Below are 19,319 nucleotides of genomic sequence, written 5' to 3' on the forward strand. Positions count from 1 at the left end.
CGCCGTATCAAGTGAGGAGGCCGGGGTGCTGACCTGGAGTGATGTGATTGGCTCTGAGAAAGAGCAGGACTATTTCAAGAGTACGCTGGCAACTGTCAGAGCCGAGCGGGAAGCGGGCAAGGTGATCTACCCGCCAGCCACCGATGTGTTCAATGCCTTCAAGCTGACCGAGCTGGATCAGGTCAAGGTGGTGATCCTGGGCCAGGATCCCTATCACGGCCCCAATCAGGCGCACGGGCTCTGCTTCTCCGTTCTGCCCGGCGTGCGTACGCCCCCCTCACTGGTCAACATCTATAAAGAGATGCAGCGTGACCTGCCAGGTTTCGTCACACCCAATCACGGCTTTCTCGAATCCTGGGCCAAACAGGGTGTCTTGCTGCTCAACACTGTGCTGACGGTGCAGGCCGGTCAGGCTCATTCCCACGCCCATCTGGGATGGGAGACCTTTACCGATCGGGTCATCGAGCAGATCAATGCCAGTTGTCAGGGGGTGGTGTTCCTGCTGTGGGGGGCCCACGCCCAGAAGAAGGGACGTTTCATCGACCGCCAGCGCCACTATGTGCTGACCGCGCCGCACCCGAGCCCCCTCTCTGCCCACCGCGGTTTCATCGGTTGCGGTCACTTTAGCGAGACCAATCGCTTGCTGGAACAACAGGGCAAGAGTCCGATAGAGTGGAAATCTGTCTGCATCCCACTTGATTGAGTGCAAAGTTCGGGCGACAAATGACCGTATACTCAGGGACATAAGATTAATTCAGAGCCAAGGAGTGCCCATGTTATCCAGTCTGCACAAGGATCATCTCAACATCGCCCGACTTTTGGAGCTGCTCAAGCACAAGCTGGCAGCCATTCGTGCCGAAGAGCCCATCAGCTATTTTCTGGTGCGCGATGTCATCGACTACCTGCGGGAGGTCTCTGACAAGTACCACCATCCCAAGGAAGATCTCATCTATGACTACTACCTGAAATATCGGGTGGTGGAGGGTGAGGTCGCCAACCGCCTGCAGGAGGAGCACGTCAAGCTGCTGGAGGCCGGGGCCGATCTCAAGGAGATGGTGGAGATGATCCTGATGGATGCTGTGATCCCCCTCGATCAGTTCACCACCAAGCTGGAGCGCTTCGTGGAACTGCAAGAGGCACACATGAACTATGAAGAGGGGGTGATCTTCCCCCATCTGCGTGACTCCCTGACCGAGGATGACTGGCGTCATCTGGAGCAAAACTGGCAGAACCGCGCCATTGGCGACCCCCTGTTTGGGGCTGAGGTGAGCCAGCACTTCCAGGCACTGGCTAAACGCCTCTCTTTGCCGCTCACTAACGGCTAAGACGAGCCCGTACCTGCCGCGTGGCGGGTATTGTGTGAGTGCAACTTGAGTGAAAACAGAAAGGCCTCCATCAGGAGGCCTTTTGCATGGTGGAGCAAGCTTACGCCTGTGGTTTCAGGAAGTTGCGATAGAGCATATAGAGGTGGGCCGAGCTCCAGCTGAAGTTGCTTGCCCCCTGCATGGCGCCGGTCTCCGGATTGTAGTTTTCGCGGATGGGGCCGCTGCCCGCCAAGCCCTCTGCGTTGTTGAATAGCTTGTTGACCAGAGCCTCGGCATCGCTGCGGTAGCCGTAGTTCTCCAGCCCCTTCACCCCGAAGTAGAACTGATCGAGCCATACCCGGCCGCGCCAGTAGATATTGGGGTCGTAGGCCGGGTTGGTGAGTGCGGCTGTGCCCAGCGGAATCTTTGTGTTGAACTCCTGGGCGTTGAGCATCACCTCACGCACCCGCGCCGCTTTCTCCTTGTCTGCGACCTCTGCCCAGAGCGGGCTCCACCCTTCCGGACCACGGCCGCGAGCGGTCAGCAATTTGCCGACGCAGCCGTTGCCGTCAGCCACATCCCCCTGAGCAATCTGACGATCGTAATAGAAGCCTGACGCCTCATCGAACATGCAGCTGTTGATGTAACCAGCCAGCTGGGCCGCGCCATCGCGGTAGCGGCTCGCGTCGTCCGGCTTGCCAAGCAGGTCGGCCATGTCTGCCAGAATGCGTTTCTCCTTGGCGAGGAAGGCGTTGAGCTCCACCGACTCCTGATCGATGGAGAAGCCGATCAAATCGCCATTGTCCTGATGGTTTTCAAAGAAGGCGACGTTCCAGTCCTGACGTGCCTTGGCCAAATCTCCGTCATAGGTCTTGTCGGCATAGCGTTGCAGCTGGCCCGGTTCGATAAAGCCGAAGCGGGCGGCGTTGTCCATGCCGGACTCCCAACCGGCGCCGTGCTGGGCACCGATATCCATGTCGCTGTACCCGCCCACGTTCAACACCTGTTGATAGAGCGGCATACCGGCGCAGGCATACCAGCCATCCCCCTCACTGGTACAGCTGGAGAGATCCAGCCCGGCGGGAATACCGTTGGAGTACTGCACCTTGAAGGTGATATTGCCGTACTCGTCGTTGTGCTCCACATGCTTGGTGGCGCCATATTCGATGATGCCGTTGCGGTTGTTGTCCCGCGCGCGGTACCACCAGTCGTGGTAGGCCTGCAGCTTGGGATACATCTCGGCGATAAAGGCCTTGTCCTTGGTGGCGCTGTAGATTTCCCAGATGGCCCAGGCGGAGAGGGGCGGCTTGGTGTCGCGCTCGTTCCAGTTGCCGCCATCGCCACCGCGATCAGCCTGCTTGTTGTAGAAGACGGCGTCGATCACCATGCCCGCATCCTGTGGTCGCACCGGATCATCCGGCTGTACCTGATAGTCATACATGGCGCGCACGTTGTTCTTGGCCACCTCCGGGTTGAAGTGTGCCATGGCATAGGCGTGCTTCCAGCTGTCCCAAGCCCAGACGCCGTCGAACCAGCGGGCGGTATTGGAGGGGGTTACCCCGTCGTGGAGGATGGCGCCAGCTGGGGAGCGCCAGTTGCCATTGAGGGTCTCCATCGCCTTGACGGCGATGCGGCGCTCCGACTCGGGGATCCCCTGATTGGAGAGACCGTTGGCAAGGTAGCCCTCCCAGCGGCGGATGGAGTCGGCAAAATAGCTGGCCGGGTTGGCCAGCAGGGCTTGACGGCTCTGCTGATAGCGGCTGGCGTCATCTGCGGAGTGGAGATAGCTCTGCAGGGTGTAGATATCCTCGCTCCCCTTGGCGGCCAGGGTAATGCTGGCGTCGCTTTGGTAGCCCAGTGTCTTCTGGTCGAGGGTGGTGCGACTTGGCAGGGTGCGGTCGATTCGATAGCGGGCGCTGCCGCTCTGCATGATGTTCCAGGTGCTGCGCAGTTTACCGAACTGGAATTCGATTCCTTTGTCGCTCTCGCTGATGGTGCGTGTCCAGCCTGGATATTTGCTGGCAATCGTATCCTTGGCATCCCATTGATTGAGCAACTCGCCCTGCCAGTTGAGGTTGAGGGTGAGCGGTGCATCGGTCTGGTTGATGAGTCGGGTGCGGATAAGAGCGGTGCGGGCATCGCCATAACGCAGCTCCAGCTCCAGCGTAAAGGGCTCGAACTCGAAGCGTTGCACCAGTGCACCTGGAATGGCGTACACCTCCTGCTTGCGGGCGCTGGTGAGCGGGAACGGGCGGCCGCTCGCATCGCTGAGGGTAAGCTTGTCCAGCTCGCTGGCAAAGAAGAGGCTGTACTCCTCGGAGATGACCATGGGGCCGGTAAAGCCCCCCCACTCCTTGTCGCTGGCAGGCAGCAGGAAACCGTGCCATGCCCCCAGATCGAGCAGCGGGTTGTATTTGAGGTTGGAGTAGCTGTCAAAGTCGCGGAATTGGGTCGGAGTTCCCCGACGGTCGATCACGTCCTTGTACTGGATGGCCTGCTCCGGTTTGGCGACTGTGCTGCTCTCTGTCTGGTTATCGTTGCAGGCGGTCAGTCCGAACAGGGCGGTGCCTAGGGCTATCGAGAGTAAAGTTTTACGAAACATTTCTCGCTCCAATTCCGTTTATGTAGGTTAAAAGGAAGATTTTTTACGCTTATTTTTAGTGAAAAGGTGTTCGGTAGCCATTGTATGGCAAGGGGAAAGGGAGCGCTGGCGCGAGATCACACTCTTAAGAGGCGGCAGTGTGAGCGGGATCACCGGGTTACATCAGGTTACATAGAATGGTCTTTAAGTAATATTTTACTTTTCGTTGCTCGCCAATCTGGCAGGACAGGTGTGTAGGTATTGGTGGGGCGTCAGGCCGAACTCCTGTTTGAAGCGGGCGGCAAAGCGGCTGGGGGAGTCATAACCGCAGGCGAGGGCGACCTCCAGCGGGGTCAGGCCCTGTTGCAACAGGTTGAGCGCGTGACTCATGCGCACCTGAGCCAGCAACTGGCGAAAGCTGCGACCTTCGGCGGCCAGCTTGCGCACCATGGAGGCGCGACTCATGGAGAAGTGGGGGGCCACTGCCTCCAGGGTGTGGTCGATGCCGGGTTCCACCGCCAGGTAGCGTGCCAGCCGCTCTGCGAGGGTCATGGTGCTGGCGGGAAAGAGCAACCCGAGGGCGTTGGCGGCCCGCAGCTCGGCATAGAAGCCGCGCAGCAGTTCGGCCTGGGTCGCCTCGCTCAGTCCCCGTTCGGCCATGGTGCTGATGAGTTCAAAGCAGAAGGCGAGCCCGGGGGTGACCTTGACGGCGGGTTCCTCCAGATCGGCGTGGGAAGGGGCTGACTCGGCCAGCCATTCTGGTGGCGGTGGGGTGAGCAGCGTGATGGCGTGGGAGCGAAATTTGCCCTGCTCCGGCTGATTGACGAAGGTGAGCTGGTGGCCTGCCGGGATTAGCAGCCACCGCTCCCTGTCAAACGACAGACGTCGCTCGCGCCACCACAGTTGCTTGCTCCCCTGGGTGACCCAGATGAGGGTCGGGGCGTAGATGAGCACCCGGTGCAGGGGCTGCTGGCGGATCCCGAGATAGTGGCTCTGTTGCAGCAGGGGAGTGCTCATCCGGTTGGCTCCTAGGGGGTGACGAAGGTGGCGGTCAGGGTGGCTTTGCCGAGCGCCATGCTGTTGAGCATGTAGCCTACCATAGCGGGCGGGGTATCAGCCTTCACCTCGAGATCATGGGGCAGGGCCCAGGCGGTGAACTGATAGCGGTGCATGCCGTGACCAGCGGGCGGGCAGGGGCCGCCGTAACCCTGGTTGCCAAAGTCGGTGCGGATCTCCAATCCCTGCTTGAGCTTGCCGGAGGCATTGCTGGCAAGCTCGCTCTGGGTGGCAGGCAGGTTAACCACCAGCCAGTGCCACCAACCGCTGCCGGTAGGGGCATCGGGGTCATAGGCGGTGATGGCAACACTCTTGGTGCCTGCCGGCAGATCCTGCCAGCTAAGTTGGGGCGAGTGGTTGTCGCCGCTGCAGCCAAAGCCGTTGAAGCTGAACTGTTTGTCCATCAACTGGCCTTCGTGAATGTCCGTGCTCTTCAGGGTCATGGCAAAGGCTGGCATGGCCGTCAGGCAGAGCAGTGGCAACAGGGCACTCTGTTTGAGCAATTTCATCGGGTGACTCCTCGTGTGGTAACGGGTTCACTTTAACGAGGGCAGGGTAGAATGTTATTGCAGAACGGCTCAATGTGAGGTCAATTGGTGAGTTAATTGAGCCTTTGGGTGGTTTTATGGCAAGAAGGTAAACGGCAGCCATAAAAAAACCGGCATCAGGGATGCCGGTTTTTTGTTTGACGATGAGAGGTGCGGCTTAGCGCAGGATCATCTCGTCACGGCCCGGGCCGACGGAAACCATCGGAACCGGTACGCCGAGCAGCTCTTCGATACGCAGTACGTACTGCTGGGCTGCTTTGGGCAGCTCTTCGAAGGTGCGGCAGCCGGTGATGTCTTCGCTCCAGCTTTCCATCTGCTCGTAAACCGGCTTCAGGGCAGCGGTTTGCGGCCAAATCGGGTTCTCGGTGTGAGCACCTTCGTAGGCCACGCAGATCTTCAGATCCGGCAGACCGGTCAGGCAGTCCAGCTTGGTCAGGGCGACTTCGGTCGCAGCCTGCAGCTCGACACCGTTCTTGGTGGCGACGGCGTCGAAGTAACCGACATCACGGGGACGGCCGGTGGTGGCACCGAACTCGTTGGTGATCTTGCGGAACTCGTCCTGGTTCTCCATGGCGGTCAGCAGGGTGCCGGTACCGACAGAGGAGCTGAATGCCTTGGCTACAGCGATGACGCGCTCCGGGCGCAGACCTGGCAGACCGCCACCGATACCGGCGTAGGCGCCAGATACGTGGGAGGAGGTGACCCAGGGGTATTCGCCGTAGATCAGGTCACGGCCAGCGCCCAGCTGGGCTTCGAACAGCAGGGTCTTGCCTTCAGCCTGCAGCGCTTTGAGCGGCATGCTGACGTTGCACACGGCGTCGATCCACGGTGCAGAGACTTCCAGCAGCCAGTCAGCCATCTCCTGGGCAGTCTGGGTGAATTCGAAGGAGGGGTAGATAGCCTTCATCTGCGGCAGTTTCCAGTCCAGCATGAACTGGATGCGCTCGACCAGTACGTCCGGCTGTTTCAGCCAGCCGACCAGGATCGCTTTTTTCATCACGCGATCGCCGTAGGCAGGGGCGATGCCCTGACGGGTGGAGCCATAGGCGCCGTCACCCAGACGTTGCTCTTCCAAGGTATCTTCCAGTGCGTGCAGCGGCAGGCACAGGGTTGCGCGGTCAGAGATGGCCAGCTTCGGAGTCACGCCGGAGGCTTTGACTTCCTCGAGCTCGACGGTCAGTTTCTCGGGGCTGATCACCATGCCCGGGCCGAGGACAACCAGGCAATCCGGGTTGAATACGCCACTCGGAACCTGGTGCAGCTTGAAGGTGCCAAGGTCGTTGACCACAGTGTGGCCAGCGTTGTTGCCGCCCTGGAAGCGAATGCTGGCGCCAGCTTGACCTGCCAGATAATCCACGATGCGGCCTTTGCCTTCATCACCCCAGTTAGCACCTACGACTACGATAGACGACATGACTCTTTCTCCTAAGACGTTAGGCGTCCATCCTAGGAGCCTGATGCGGATTAGAAAAATTAATTATCTTTATAATTCCGATAAGAAAACCATATAATTATGGCCAATTAAGCGGCAAACCGTCCGATTTTGCCTGGCAAGCCCCGCACATCGCGGGTTGAGGGACTCTTATGCTGGATATTCACTGGCTGCAAACCTTTGTCACTCTGGCCCGATTGCAACATTTTGGTCAGACCGCCACCGAACTGCACATGACTCAGCCCAATGTCAGCCTGCATATCAAGCGGCTGGAGCAGGCGACCCGGGTGCGGCTGATCGAGCGCAGCCCGTTTCGCCTGACGCAGGCGGGGGAGCGGCTGCTGCAAAGCGCCGAGCGCACCATCGCCGAGTTGCAGCTCTGCCAGTCCGATCTCAATGCCCTCAATCAGCTGAGTCAGGGGACGCTGGCTATCGCCGCCAGCGACATCATCTCCCGGCTGTTGCTGATCCAGCCGTTCCAGCGCTTCAAGCGGGAGTTCCCCGGCATCGACCTCACTCTGTTCAACACCACTTCGGATCAGGCGGCCGAGCTGGTCAAGGCGGGCAAGGCGGATCTGGGTTTTGTCATGGCGCAAAAGCGCAGCGAGCCGCTCTTCTATACCGAGCTGCAACAGGTAACCTGGTGCGCGCTGGGCCACGGCCTTGCCCGCTGGCAGGCGCGGGCGGTGGCGGGAGAGAGCGATCCCCTCGACGAGCCGACCCTGATCCTGCTCGGTCACGACACCCGCACTCGGGCGCTGATCGACCCGTCCCTGCCGCTGCTGGCGCTCCCCCCTTGCCGCATCATGGAGGTGGGCAGCGTGGACGCCCAGCTCGATTGGGCCGAGGCGGGCTTTGGTGTCGCCATCGTACCGGACTTCTCCCTGCATCCGCGCCTCAACCTCACCGCGCCGGTCACCAGCCTCGGCGACTTTCCCGGTACCAGTCTGGGCTACGTGGTGCGCCAGAATCAGGTATTGTCGCGGGCCATCAAGCAGTTGCTGCACTGGGTTGAGGAGGAGATCCAGAAGCCCAACCCCTATCTGACCCGGGTGATGGAGCCGTAGCGGGGCGGCAAGGTGAGCAGGCCTATCGGGGTGACTAAGCCGCCATCAATTGTCACTATTGAACGCGCGTAAACAATCAGGGCAGCCGAAGCTGCCCTGATGCATTTGTGGGAGCTGACCATTCAGGGTTGCAGCTGTGTGGCTGCGTTGGCGGCAGGGGAGGGCAGTGTATCGGTTTTATCCTGCGGTGGGGTTTCGCCAGTCACCGCGCTGCTGGCAGGCTGGATTGCCTGTTCTTGCAGCGCAGTGGCCGCAGAGGCGCTCTGTGGCAACTGAATCGACACAGCAGCCGATGGTGATGGAACCGTTGACGCTGCGGCAGAGGGAGCCACTCTTTCCCCCTCGGTGGTCGGCGTAGCAGTGAGCTCGGGAGTGACCTCGAGCGCCTCTTCGGGCAAGGGATTAACCTCTGTGGCTTCTGTCGCCACAGCGGCACTGCTGGTGGCGGTCGCGTCAGAAGGTGCCTCAATGGGCGTTGTCGTCCCGTCGGCGGCACTCACCAGCTCTGTCGTGGGCACTGCTTCCGAGGTCGATGGTGCTGGTGTTAACGGCTCCGGCGTCAGCTGTTCCGCGGTTAACTGCTCGGGGGTCAGTGGCAAGGAGGCCGGCGGTTGATCCGACATCCCCGCATGGAGGGGCAGCTCGGTTTGCGCCTGCAACTGCTCGGGGGTCACCTTGCTCAGGGCAGGATGCAGCCGACTGAACTGTTTGACCCGGGCCAGCAGGGTATCGCGCACGGTACGGACGATGGGGTCCGGCAGGCTGGCCAGCGCCACCAGTTCGGCACTCATCCCGATGTTGTTGATGGCGGTGGTCTGCCCCGGATAGAGGTTGGCGGCGATGCGGCTGCGCTGGTAGTAGGGGTGTTGTTTGAGCAGCGTGTCGATCTGCTCCCCTTCGATGGGGATGAGGCGCACCTTGCAGCGGCTGATCAGGTCGCCGACCGCCAGACTGGGGTGACCGGCTACCACAAAAGCGGCATCCAGCGAGCCATCGCACAGCCCTTCCAGCGGTTCGCTGTCCGATTTGAGCTCATAGGCAGCAAACTGCCCGGGTTGCCATCCCATGGCTGCCATCAGGGCCTGACTGGTGATCTGCTCACCGGCGCCCTTGTTGCCCGGATAGACCCGCTTCCCTTCGATATCTGCCAGGGTGGTGATGCCGCTATTGGGGGCGGCCAGCAGGGTTAACGATTCCTGATAGAGGCGAAACAGGCTGCGCAGCTCATTGTTGGTCCCCTGCCCGCTGAAGGGGCCGGTGCCGTGCAGGGCGTGGTGCAACACATCGGATTGCACTAGCGCCAGCTGTACGTCCCCCTTGTCGAGTGCCTTGAGGTTGGCCATCGAGCCACGGGTGCTCTGCACGGTGCAGCTGTCCCCATGCAGGGCATGGCCGGCATTGAGCACCCGGCAGATGGCGCCACCGGTCGGGTAGTAGACCCCATTGAGCGGGCCTGTTCCGATAGTCAGCGCCTGGCTGCCAAAGGGGAGCAGCGCAGAGAGTGCACAGAGGGGAAGCAGAAGGTGATGCAAGATCCGTAGAGACATAATTGACCGTTGACTGAGTTGACCGCTGGCTGATGACACAGGGAAAAAGGGATGGGGCTTGCCCATCCCGTTGCTGGCTGATCAGGGTTTGTTGTTGAGGATTGCCCGCTCCATCCGCGCCAGCGCGTCGGCCAGTCGTGCCCTGGTGCAGCCGAAGTTGAGCCGCACGAACTGGCCGTCGCCAAACTGGGCGCCGGGGGAGAGACCAACCCCTGCCTGCTCGAAGAAGGCGATGGGATCGGCAAGGCCAAGTGCGCTCACATCGATCCAGGCCAGATACGTCGCCTGATGACTGGCCAGCTTGACGCCGGGCCAGCGGGCAACCGCCTGCTGGATCAGGGCCAGATTGGCTGCCAGATAGTCGAGTTGCTCGGTCAGCCACTGTTCGCCACCCTCATAGGCCGCTTCGGCGGCGACAAAGCCCAGCAGGTTGACGTCGGCGCTGATGCCGCGCATCGCCTGTTGCAGCCTGAAGCGCAGACGGGCGTTGGGGATAATGGCGAAGGAGCAACAGAGACCGGCGATATTGAAGGTCTTGCTCGGGGCCATCATCACCGCGCAGCGCTCGGCCGCTTGCGCACTGATGGCGCCGTAGGGAATGTGGCGGGCGTTTTTATCCAGCAGCAGATCGCAGTGGATTTCATCGGAGCAGATCACCAGATTGTGGCGCGCGGCGATGGCATCGATGGCCAGCAGCTCGTCACGGGTGAAGATGGTGCCGCCCGGGTTGTGGGGGTTGCAGAGCAGAAGCAGATCTGCGGCGGGAGCCTGACGCTCCAGCTCTTCAAGGTCCAGCACCCAGCGACCGGCTTCCTCAATCATCGGCACGGTGAGCAGGGGACGATCATTGAAGCCCGGCGCCTGTAGGAAGGGGTAGTAGACCGGCTTGGGGGTGATGATACCGCGGCCATGCTGGCTCCACGCCTTGCAGGCAAGGTTGAGCCCCGGCACCACGCCGGGCAGGAATACCAGCCATTCGGGCTCGATAGCCCAGCCATAGCGGGTCGCCATCCGTTCGATAATGAGTTCGATCAGGCGTGGCGAGGGGCGTGAATAGCCGAAAATGCCGTGGGCGACCCGTTTGGTCAACGCCTCGATCACGGACGGGGGGGAGACAAAGTCGGTATCGGCAACCCACATGGGCAGCACATCCTGACCCTTGTACTTGTCCCATTTCAGGCTCATGGTGCCACTGCGGTCTACTTCCTGATCAAAATCAAACATGCGAACTCCTTGTGCTGGCAGGATGGGCTTTCACTCTACGGGGTCGCGGCCTCCCTCGCAAGGCGCACACCTGCTTATGCCATCCTTGAGCCCGCTCTTGATAGTGACATAAGATAGGCGCCGAATTTTCATACGGCTGCCGCCCGTTAGCCCGTATCGTCCCTCCAACCAGTGGTAACCCTATGAGCTTGTCGATAGAGGCGGTCAAACGCCCTGACCCCGTCTCTCTTTCATTTCTTGCCGTGACCTTTATGACCGGCGTCGCGGTGGCACTGCAGGTGCCTACCTTAAGTCTGTTTCTGGCCGAAGAGGTGCAGGTGCGCCCCTTTCTGGTTGGGCTCTTCTATACCATCAACGCCGTGGTGGGCATTCTGGTCAGCCAGTGGCTGGGCCACCGCTCCGATAACAAGGGGGATCGCAAGCGACTGATCCTGCGCTGCTGTTTTGCCGGGGTGGCGCTCTCCTTGTTGTTTGCCTGGAACCGCAACTACTGGCTGTTGGCGAGTCTGGGGGTGATGCTGGCGGCGCTGGCGGCCACAGCCAGTCCCCAGCTGTTTGCGCTGGCGCGGGAGTACTCCGACAGCCGCAACCGGCGGGCGGACATGTTCAGCTCGGTGATGCGGGCCCAGTTTTCGCTGGCCTGGGTCATAGGCCCGCCCATCGCCTTCGCGCTGGCCATCGGCTACGGTTTCGAGCTGATGTATCTGGCTTCGGCACTAGCCTATCTGCTCTGTGCCCTGGTGGTGTGGCGCTGGCTCCCCTCTCTGCCTTTGCCCAAGATGGCTGAAGAGACAGAGCGGGTCAGCAGCTGGCGGGATCCGGCGGTGCGAGCGCTCTTTATCGCCTCCACCCTGATGTGGACCTGCAACAGCATGTACCTCATCAATATGCCGCTCTACATAACCCGGGAGCTCGGGATGGATGAGAAGCTTGCCGGTATCCTGATGGGCACGGCGGCGGCGCTGGAGATCCCCTTCATGCTGCTGGCGGGTTACTACACGGCGCGCTTTGGCAAGCGCCCCATGATGTTGCTGGCGGTGCTGGCTGGCGCGGCCTTTTACACCGGACTGGTGACCCTCACCGACCAATACGCCCTGATCGCCTTGCAGCTGTTCAACGCCATCTTCATCGGTATCGTGGCGGGGATCGGCATGTCTTACTTTCAGGATCTGATGCCGGGGCGAGCCGGGGTGGCGACTACCCTGTTTGCCAACAGCATCCGCACCGGCTCCATCATGGCAGGGGCCATCGCCGGTGTGGTGGCGGAGGTGTGGAGTTTCCACGGGGTCTTTATGGTGGCGTTGGGATTGGCACTGGTGGCACTGGCCGCCAGCTGGCGGGTGCCCAACGTCTGACGGGGAGCTGGCTGTTATTTGTCGTGTTGGGGCTGGACGTGCGGAAGCGGCGTTGATTCGCCCTGATATTCGTTGCGCAGGCAGCGCAGCAGCAGCTCGGTCGCAGGACCGAGAGATTCGGGGGAGAGGGTCAGCAGATAGGTGTAGAGGTGGCGCTCGTTGCCGCTCTCCAGATCCAGCTGTATGAGTGACCCTTCCGCCAGCTCCCGCTCTACCAGATGGCGCGGCAGCCAGGCATAGCCGAGGCCGAGGCGCAGCATGGCGAGCACTTCGTGGTAGTGGGTCGCCTTCCAGCCGGTGTCATCCGCATCGTTCCAATCCACCGAGCGGTGAATGGGGGGATGGAGGCTGATCTGGTTGTGGCTGGTCAATACATCGCTGCGGATGGCCCCCTTCTCCTGTGCCAGCGGATGGCTGGCGGCGCAGAGGGGCAGCAGGCACACCTCGTCCAGCAACAGGCCGGTGCGATCGCCGGGCAGGTGCTCGGAGAGCATCAGATCCCCCGGTTGCAAGGCGTTGAAGTGGCAGTGAATGCGTTCGTGCAGGTTGACCCGGCAACCCCGGCTGCGGGGATAGAAGCTGGCCAGCGCCCGATAGAGGCGATCCCTTGGTTGCAGCGCCGAGACATAGAGGTTGATCTGCGGCTCCCACTGCCGCTCCAGGTTGTTGGCCAGATTCTCCAGCTCCTCCACCTGCTGGCTCAGCTGACGGGCCCGCTTGAGGAAGATCTCGCCCGCCGGGGTCAACACCGCCTTGCGGCCGCGGACCTCCAGCAAGGGCACCCCCAGACTCTGCTGCAACTTCGCAACCGCATGATTGAGGGAGGACTGGCTCTTGTTCAGCGCCTCGGCCGCCTGGGCGTAGCCGCCGCAGTCGACCACCGCCTGAAAGATCCGCCATTGCTCAAACGTGCTCTTGGGACGAAACATAGTTCAACCTGATTGGAGATAGGATGGTCAGTGGTTCGAACAGGGAGCCTGTGCCCCCTATTCAATTTAACCCCTGCCGCACAACACTCTGGGTATTTTATTGATTTATTTGGGCTGAGCCGCCTGTTTATTTTGGCTGAGCCACAAAGGTCTGGCCGGTTTTGCCGCGGCTGTCCGACCCCATCAGGTAAAGGTAGAGCGGCATCAGGTCGGCCGGAGTCTTGAGGTTCATGGGATCTTCCGCCGGGAAGGCGCTGGCGCGCATCTTGGTACGGGTACCGCCCGGATTGAGGGTATTGACCCGCACACCGGTGTTTTCTAGCTCGTCGGCCAGCACTTCCATCATCCCCTCGATGGCGAACTTGGAGATGGCATAGGTGCCCCAGTAGGCGCGCCCCTTGCGTCCCACGCTGGAGGAGGTGTAGACGATGGAGGCATCGCCCTGCGCCTTGGCTGTCTGGCGCAGCAGCGGCAGCAGCGCCTGGGTCAGCAGGAATTCCGATTTGACGTTGACCTGCATCACCTCGTCCCACTCCTTCTCCTGAATGTGTTCAAACGGAGAGAGGGTGCCAAGCAGACCGGCGTTGAACAGCACGCCATCGAGGCGGCCAAACTGCTGGGCGAAGGTTTCGGCCATGCCGCGGTAGTGGGCGGCGGTGGCCCCTTTCAGATCCACCGGCACGATGGCGGGCAGCGGATAACCGGCCGCTTCAATCTGGTCATACACGGCTTCGAGTTTGGCGCTGGTGCGGCCGAGCAGGATCACGGTGGCACCGTGAGCGGCGTAGGTGAGGGCGGCTTCGCGGCCGATCCCGTCGCCGGCACCGGTGACCAGAATGACTTTATCCTTGAGCAGATCGCGGGGTGCCTGATAATCGAGCATGACAACTCCTGTTAACAAATTCCGGCCATAAGTGCATGGCAATCGGCGCCAAGTGTACTGATCCGCGCGCCTGTTTGACCAGCCAGCGGCAATAAAAATGTGAAGAAAATAGAGAGGTTGTGATGCTCGGGTTGGCTTTTCCGGACACTGGCTGCGATTTTTTGCGCGCATTCGCCAAACTCCCTAGAATGTGACGAAAACCGATCCATTCTGGAGTCCATCGTGACATTTCTGACCGAATATGGCCTGTTTTTGGCCAAGACAGTGACCTTCCTGCTGGCCATCGGCGCCATCATCCTGATGATCGTCAGCACTCGCCAGCCGAAAGCGCGCAAGGGTGAGCTGGTGGTGACCGATCTCTCGAGCGAGCTGGAGCAGGGGCAATTTGCGCTCAAGAGCGCGCTGGCCAGCAAGGCCGAGCGTAAGGTGATGGAAAAGCAGCAGAAAGAGGAGCAGAAAAAACGCGCCAAGGCGGGGGATGAGCGCAGTCGCCTGTTCGTGCTCGATTTCAACGGCAGCATGGATGCCAAAGAGGTGGCCTCCCTACGCGAGGAGGTGAGCGCGGTGATCGGCGTCGCCCAGCCCGGCGACGAGGTACTGCTGCGACTCGAATCCGGTGGCGGCGTGGTGCATGGCTACGGGTTGGCCGCTTCCCAGCTGCAGCGGTTGCGCGATCGTGACATCAAGCTCACCGTGGCTATCGATAAGGTGGCGGCGAGCGGCGGCTACATGATGGCTTGCGTGGCGGACAAAATCCTGGCGGCCCCCTTTGCCATCGTCGGCTCCATCGGGGTGATCGCCCAGCTGCCGAACTTCAACAAGTTGCTGAAAAAGCATGACATCGAATTCGAGATGCACACCGCAGGGCAGTACAAGCGCACCATCACCATGTTCGGCGAGAACGACGATCTGGGGCGCGAGAAGTTTCGTGAGGAGCTGGCGGCGATCCACGAGCGTTTCAAGGCCTTTGTGGCCGAACATCGCCCGCAACTCGATATCGATCAGGTCACGACCGGTGAGCACTGGCTGGCGAGTCAGGCCAAGGGGCTGGGGTTGGTGGATACCCTCTGCACCAGTGATGACTATCTGCTGGCGCAGGCCAGCCACCACAAGGTGATCGGCATCAGCTATCGCAAGCCAAAAAGTCTGACCCAGAAGCTGGGGCAGCAGGGCGTGCAGGCGCTGGAAGCCGGACTGGGGCGGCTGTGGCAGCAGAGCCCCTGGCGCTAAGCCTGGCCCTCTGGCGTTAGCCAGAGGGAAATCCCGCGATAAAAAGGCCAGCCGATGCCCACCGGCTGGCCTTTTTGCATCCGGTTGCACCTTGTCGGTGAGCGAGGGTTGTTTCCATTGAGGCCCTCTGTTACAACTGAATGCTTTCCCCGTTTATGACAGGATCTTGTGGTAAGAGCTGCGGGGCATGGAGCATAGCGATGTCATGGAGCACCTTCAGGCAATTTACCCCGCTGGTCTGGATCGTCATTCTGGGCACCTTTATGGTGCGTACCAGCTACTACATGGTGTGGCCCTTCCTCTCCATTCTGCTCTATCGGGAGTATGACCTTTCGGCCACCTTCATCGGCCTGTTGCTGGGGGGCTCAATGGCCCTCTCTACCCTGGTCAGCTTTTACGGCGGTTGGCTCTCTGATCGCTTCGGGCGGCGCAGCATACTGCTGGCCGGTTGTCTGGTGGCGATGACCTGTTTCGGCCTGCTCGGTTTTTCGCACGAGGTGTTCTGGCTCGGGGTCGGGGTGATGGGCAGCGGCCTCTCGTCGGGGCTCATCGATGCCCCCGGCAAGGCGCTGATGGCCGACAGTCTGGCCTCGGCCAAGGCGCGGGAGCTGGCACTGCACCTGCGCTATTTTCTACTCAATCTGGGGGCGGCGCTGGGGCCACTGCTCGGGGTGACCCTCGGGATCAACGCCCTGCAGGAGACCTTCCTGTTTCTGGTGGTGAGCTATCTGCTGCTGGCGCTGGCCTTTGGCTGGGGATTTCGCCGTGCTGGCAGCACAGGCAAGCCGGGGACTGCCGGGCCCGGCTTGCGGGATGCCATCAAGGTGTTGCTGGCGGATCGCGCCTTCCTGCTGCTGGTGATGGCCAATCTCCTGATGGTGCTGGTCTACTCCCAGTTTCACTCGCCGCTGGTGCAGTACCTGACCCGGGCCGGTATGCCGCAGGTGGCCGAGCTGGTTGCCCTGCTGGTGGCGACCAACGCCCTCACCGTGGTGCTGCTGCAATTTCCGCTGCTGCGGTTGTTGTCACGCTGGCCGGTGCGGGTGCGGCTTCATATCGGTATGGCGCTCTTTCTGGCGGCCCAGCTGCTCTTCGCGCTGGGGGACCCGATGGTACGCAGCCACTGGTTTGGCGCCGTGCTGCTGCTCAGCATCGGCGAGACCATCCTCTTCCCCCTGCTCAACGTGCTGATCGACCAGATGGCCCCCACCCACCTCAAGGGAAGCTATTTTGGCGCCAGCGCACTGGCCGGGTTGGGAGGGGCCGCAGGTGCCCTGCTGGGAGGCTGGATCCTCGAGCAGTGGAGCGGTCAGTGGCTCTATGTGCTGATGGCGCTGCTTTGTGTGGCGATTTTTGCGCTTTATGAAGCTGGCGCCCGACATCATGGTCGGCGAAGTGCCCGGCAGGAGTCGGTGATAGGCTAACCGGGCTGACTTCGCCGCTGGCCAGCCCCTTATGGTTCAGAAGGTCAGCACCTTGTCGGCAGCCAGGGTCCATTGGGCCAGCATCGGCAGGTTGCCGACCTCAATGCCCTCGATCAGCGGCAGGGCGGTAATGCCACGGGCATCGGTGCAGGTCTTGCACAGGCGAATGGTGACGCCCTGTGCCAGCAGGATCTCCAGCATCTGGCGCAGGTTGTACCCTTCGGCCGGAGCCTGACCGGCCAGTGCTGCACTCACCGCATCGGACATCAGGAACAGCTTGAGGCTGGCTCCACCCTGCTCCTTGAGGGCGATAGTGAGACGCAAGGCGTTGAACAGGGATTCGCTGCCATAGGGGGCACCGTTGGCAATGACCACAATTTGTTGATTCATAACAGACTCCCGATTGGAAAGAGCGCCATTGTAGAACCAACAGGGTGCCAATTGCGTGATGTTGCACAACTTCTGTCGCACCTTTTTCCCGCTTGCTTGACCCTGCTGCCGATCGAGGTTTTTATGGTCAGCTCGCAAACAAGACCGGATGAATCGAGATGTGGAAAGTATTGGGAGCCGGCTTGCTGCTGTTGGCGGGTCAGGCCTTTGGCAGTGAGGCGGTCGGTTGCAAGGCCCGTCTGCAGGCCGTCAACGACCAGCTGGTGTTTGCCAAAGAACACAAGAACGCCGGGCAGATTGCCGGGCTCGAACAGGCAGCGCGCAATATCAAGGCCAACTGTACCGATGAAGGTCTGCTTAAGGAGCAGAAAGAGCGGGTTAACAAACTGCGCGGCGAGGTGGACGAGCGCCTGCTCGAGCTGCAGGAGGCGAGAGTCAGTGGCAAACCGGAGAAGATTGCCAAGCGGCAGGCCAGGCTGGAGGAGTCCCAGACCCGGATGCTGGAGGCCCAGCGTGAGCTGGACAAACTGATCCGGCTGGTCGGCAAGTGATGGCTAGCCGCTGAACGCAGGATCAAAAAAGGCCGATTGCTCGGCCTTTTTTCGTTTTACTGCCTGTGCATCCGCACAAACTTCTCCATCAGCTGATCTTCGGTCTCCACATGAGCGGGATCCCAGATGATGCAGTCGATAGGGCAGACACTGATGCAGGTCGGCTTCTCATAGTGACCGACGCACTCGGTGCAGCGACTGGGGTCGATCTCGTAGATCTCCTCACCCAGGCTGATGGCCTGGTTGGGGCACTCGGGATCGCACATGTCACAGTTGATGCACTTGTCGGTGATGAGCAGTGCCATCTCAGGCCGCCGTGTGCGGGTTGCGGGTATCCTGGCTGTCGCCCAGATTGCGCAGCAAAATGCCGTAGTTCACATCCAGATCTTTCGGGACCGGCACATAGACTACGTGACCGTTGCCCGGCGCGGTGTCGATAAGCTCGCCCTTGCGGTTCTCCATCTGCTCCAGATTGAAACGGACGTTGCCCTGCGGGGTCATCAGCTCCAGATTATTGCCCACCAGGAACTTGTTCTTCACCTCGACCTCGACCATGTCACCTTTGCGACCGGTAATCTCGCCGACAAACTGCTGGGTGTCGGAGACGGAGTAGCCGTAGTCGTAGTTCTGGTATTCGCTGTGGTTGTGACGGCGCAGGAAGCCCTCGGTATAGCCGCGGTGGGCCAGATTTTCGAGGGTACCCATCAGGCTGCGGTCGAACGGACGACCCGCCACCGCATCGTCGATGGCCTTGCGGTAAACCTGAGCGGTACGGGCGCAGTAGTAGAAGGATTTGGTGCGCCCTTCGATTTTCAGGGAATGAACGCCCATCTTGGTAAGTCGCTCGACGTGCTCGACGGCACGCAAGTCCTTGGAGTTCATGATGTAGGTGCCGTGTTCGTCTTCGAACGCGCTCATGTACTCGCCCGGACGGTTGGACTCCTCCAGCAGCACCAGTGCATCGCTCGGCTTGCCGAGGCCCAAAGTCGGGTCAACTTTCTGCACGGCGATAGGTTCCTGACGATGGACGATCTGGCCCACTTCGTCTTCCTTGCCCTCGTGTACCTTGTACTCCCAGCGGCAGGAGTTGGTGCAGGTGCCCTGATTGGGGTCGCGCTTGTTGATGTAGCCGGAGAGCAGGCAGCGACCGGAGTAGGCCATGCACAGAGCGCCGTGGACGAACACTTCCAGCTCCATCTCCGGCACCTGCATGCGGATCTCTTCGATCTCGTCGAGCGACAGCTCGCGGGAGAGGATGACCCGGGTCAGGCCCATCTGATGCCAGAACTTCACCGTCGCCCAGTTGACCGCGTTGGCCTGCACCGAGAGGTGAATGGGCATATCAGGAAAAGCTTCGCGCATCATCATGATAAGACCGGGGTCGGACATGATCAGCGCATCCGGCTTCATCTCCACCACGGGGCGCATGTCGCGGATAAAGGTCTTGAGCTTGGAGTTGTGGGGCTGGATGTTGGCCACCACGTAGAACTGCTTGCCGAGGGCATGGGCTTCGTTGATACCAAGCTGCAGGTTCTCGTGATCGAATTCGTTGTTACGCACCCGCAGGCTGTAACGGGGCTGGCCGGCATAGACGGCATCGGCGCCATAGGCGTAGGCGTAACGCATGTTCTTGAGGGAACCTGCGGGGGAGAGCAATTCTGGTTTAAACATGTCGGACTCTTCGTATCTGATTGCAAATCAGGACGATGCCACCTGATGGCATCGTAGTGGTTGAGTTGCGGTGCAAGATGCCCTCCGAGAGGAGGCTCAATGCAGCGCGACCCGATGACGGCATATC

The 19,319-nt window shown here is 60.8% G+C and carries 18 protein-coding genes; 7 read left to right on the top strand and 11 right to left on the bottom strand.

Translation table 11 applies throughout. The features are described from left to right. Nucleotides 1-25: 25 nt before the first annotated feature. Complete coding sequence (gene ung / locus ACW5XC_RS00805) at nucleotides 26-703, top strand: uracil-DNA glycosylase (protein WP_005353881.1); 678 nt, start codon at nucleotides 26-28, stop codon at nucleotides 701-703. Between the two features lie 70 nt (nucleotides 704-773). Continuing rightward, nucleotides 774-1,325: a hemerythrin domain-containing protein gene (locus ACW5XC_RS00810; RefSeq protein ID WP_005362195.1), complete on the top strand. Its 552-nt coding sequence runs from the start codon at nucleotides 774-776 to the stop codon at nucleotides 1,323-1,325. Between the two features lie 100 nt (nucleotides 1,326-1,425). Here the strand turns inward: ACW5XC_RS00810 and ygjK are convergent, their stop codons facing one another. From ygjK to ACW5XC_RS00830, 4 genes are all read right to left on the bottom strand, one after another. Then, complete coding sequence (ygjK, locus tag ACW5XC_RS00815) at nucleotides 1,426-3,906, bottom strand: alpha-glucosidase (RefSeq protein WP_042054531.1); 2,481 nt, start codon at nucleotides 3,904-3,906, stop codon at nucleotides 1,426-1,428. A 195-nt stretch (nucleotides 3,907-4,101) separates the two neighbouring features. After that, complete coding sequence (locus ACW5XC_RS00820) at nucleotides 4,102-4,902, bottom strand: helix-turn-helix transcriptional regulator (protein WP_042054529.1); 801 nt, start codon at nucleotides 4,900-4,902, stop codon at nucleotides 4,102-4,104. An 11-nt stretch (nucleotides 4,903-4,913) separates the two neighbouring features. Beyond that, nucleotides 4,914-5,450, bottom strand: a complete 537-nt coding sequence (locus ACW5XC_RS00825) for a YbhB/YbcL family Raf kinase inhibitor-like protein (RefSeq protein ID WP_005347798.1) — start codon at nucleotides 5,448-5,450, stop codon at nucleotides 4,914-4,916. 196 nt (nucleotides 5,451-5,646) lie between these two features. Further along, on the bottom strand, nucleotides 5,647-6,903 hold the full coding sequence (locus ACW5XC_RS00830) for an adenylosuccinate synthetase (RefSeq protein ID WP_005362191.1): 1,257 nt from the start codon (nucleotides 6,901-6,903) through the stop codon (nucleotides 5,647-5,649). Nucleotides 6,904-7,073: 170 nt separating this feature from the next. Between ACW5XC_RS00830 and ACW5XC_RS00835 the strand changes: the two genes are divergently transcribed. Beyond that, entirely contained in the window at nucleotides 7,074-7,988 is a 915-nt protein-coding gene (locus tag ACW5XC_RS00835; RefSeq protein WP_005353868.1) for a LysR family transcriptional regulator, read from the top strand. A 122-nt stretch (nucleotides 7,989-8,110) separates the two neighbouring features. Here the strand turns inward: ACW5XC_RS00835 and ACW5XC_RS00840 are convergent, their stop codons facing one another. Next, complete coding sequence (locus tag ACW5XC_RS00840; RefSeq protein WP_042054527.1) at nucleotides 8,111-9,535, bottom strand: TAXI family TRAP transporter solute-binding subunit; 1,425 nt, start codon at nucleotides 9,533-9,535, stop codon at nucleotides 8,111-8,113. Nucleotides 9,536-9,616: 81 nt separating this feature from the next. Next, the gene (locus ACW5XC_RS00845) at nucleotides 9,617-10,759 is read right to left on the bottom strand and encodes a MalY/PatB family protein (protein ID WP_042054526.1); all 1,143 of its coding nucleotides are present in this window, start codon (nucleotides 10,757-10,759) and stop codon (nucleotides 9,617-9,619) included. 182 nt (nucleotides 10,760-10,941) lie between these two features. On the opposite strand from ACW5XC_RS00845, the gene ACW5XC_RS00850 reads away from it, so the two are divergent. Next, complete coding sequence (locus tag ACW5XC_RS00850) at nucleotides 10,942-12,114, top strand: MFS transporter (RefSeq protein ID WP_042054525.1); 1,173 nt, start codon at nucleotides 10,942-10,944, stop codon at nucleotides 12,112-12,114. 14 nt (nucleotides 12,115-12,128) lie between these two features. Here ACW5XC_RS00850 and ACW5XC_RS00855 read toward each other — a convergent pair whose 3' ends face one another. Continuing rightward, on the bottom strand, nucleotides 12,129-13,043 hold the full coding sequence (locus ACW5XC_RS00855; RefSeq protein WP_042054524.1) for a LysR family transcriptional regulator: 915 nt from the start codon (nucleotides 13,041-13,043) through the stop codon (nucleotides 12,129-12,131). A 127-nt stretch (nucleotides 13,044-13,170) separates the two neighbouring features. After that, entirely contained in the window at nucleotides 13,171-13,926 is a 756-nt protein-coding gene (locus ACW5XC_RS00860) for a YciK family oxidoreductase (RefSeq protein WP_005334909.1), read from the bottom strand. 222 nt (nucleotides 13,927-14,148) lie between these two features. Between ACW5XC_RS00860 and sohB the strand changes: the two genes are divergently transcribed. Further along, nucleotides 14,149-15,156 (top strand): protease SohB, encoded by a 1,008-nt coding sequence (sohB, locus tag ACW5XC_RS00865; protein ID WP_042054522.1) that lies wholly within the window; start codon nucleotides 14,149-14,151, stop codon nucleotides 15,154-15,156. 200 nt (nucleotides 15,157-15,356) lie between these two features. Next, on the top strand, nucleotides 15,357-16,580 hold the full coding sequence (locus ACW5XC_RS00870; protein ID WP_042054521.1) for an MFS transporter: 1,224 nt from the start codon (nucleotides 15,357-15,359) through the stop codon (nucleotides 16,578-16,580). A gap of 36 nt (nucleotides 16,581-16,616) precedes the next feature. Here the strand turns inward: ACW5XC_RS00870 and ACW5XC_RS00875 are convergent, their stop codons facing one another. Then, the gene (locus ACW5XC_RS00875) at nucleotides 16,617-16,970 is read right to left on the bottom strand and encodes a DsrE/DsrF/TusD sulfur relay family protein (protein WP_042054520.1); all 354 of its coding nucleotides are present in this window, start codon (nucleotides 16,968-16,970) and stop codon (nucleotides 16,617-16,619) included. 158 nt (nucleotides 16,971-17,128) lie between these two features. Between ACW5XC_RS00875 and ACW5XC_RS00880 the strand changes: the two genes are divergently transcribed. Next, nucleotides 17,129-17,521 (top strand): DUF1090 domain-containing protein, encoded by a 393-nt coding sequence (locus ACW5XC_RS00880; protein WP_042054519.1) that lies wholly within the window; start codon nucleotides 17,129-17,131, stop codon nucleotides 17,519-17,521. 56 nt (nucleotides 17,522-17,577) lie between these two features. Here ACW5XC_RS00880 and ACW5XC_RS00885 read toward each other — a convergent pair whose 3' ends face one another. Further along, nucleotides 17,578-17,826, bottom strand: coding sequence for a YfhL family 4Fe-4S dicluster ferredoxin (locus ACW5XC_RS00885; RefSeq protein ID WP_005334896.1), 249 nt, complete (start codon nucleotides 17,824-17,826; stop codon nucleotides 17,578-17,580). Nucleotide 17,827: 1 nt separating this feature from the next. Next, nucleotides 17,828-19,192, bottom strand: coding sequence for a prephenate-dependent tRNA uridine(34) hydroxylase TrhP (gene trhP, locus ACW5XC_RS00890; RefSeq protein ID WP_042054518.1), 1,365 nt, complete (start codon nucleotides 19,190-19,192; stop codon nucleotides 17,828-17,830). Nucleotides 19,193-19,319: the final 127 nt, after the last annotated feature.

The organism is Aeromonas sp. 25-AL00135 (assembly GCF_054052385.1).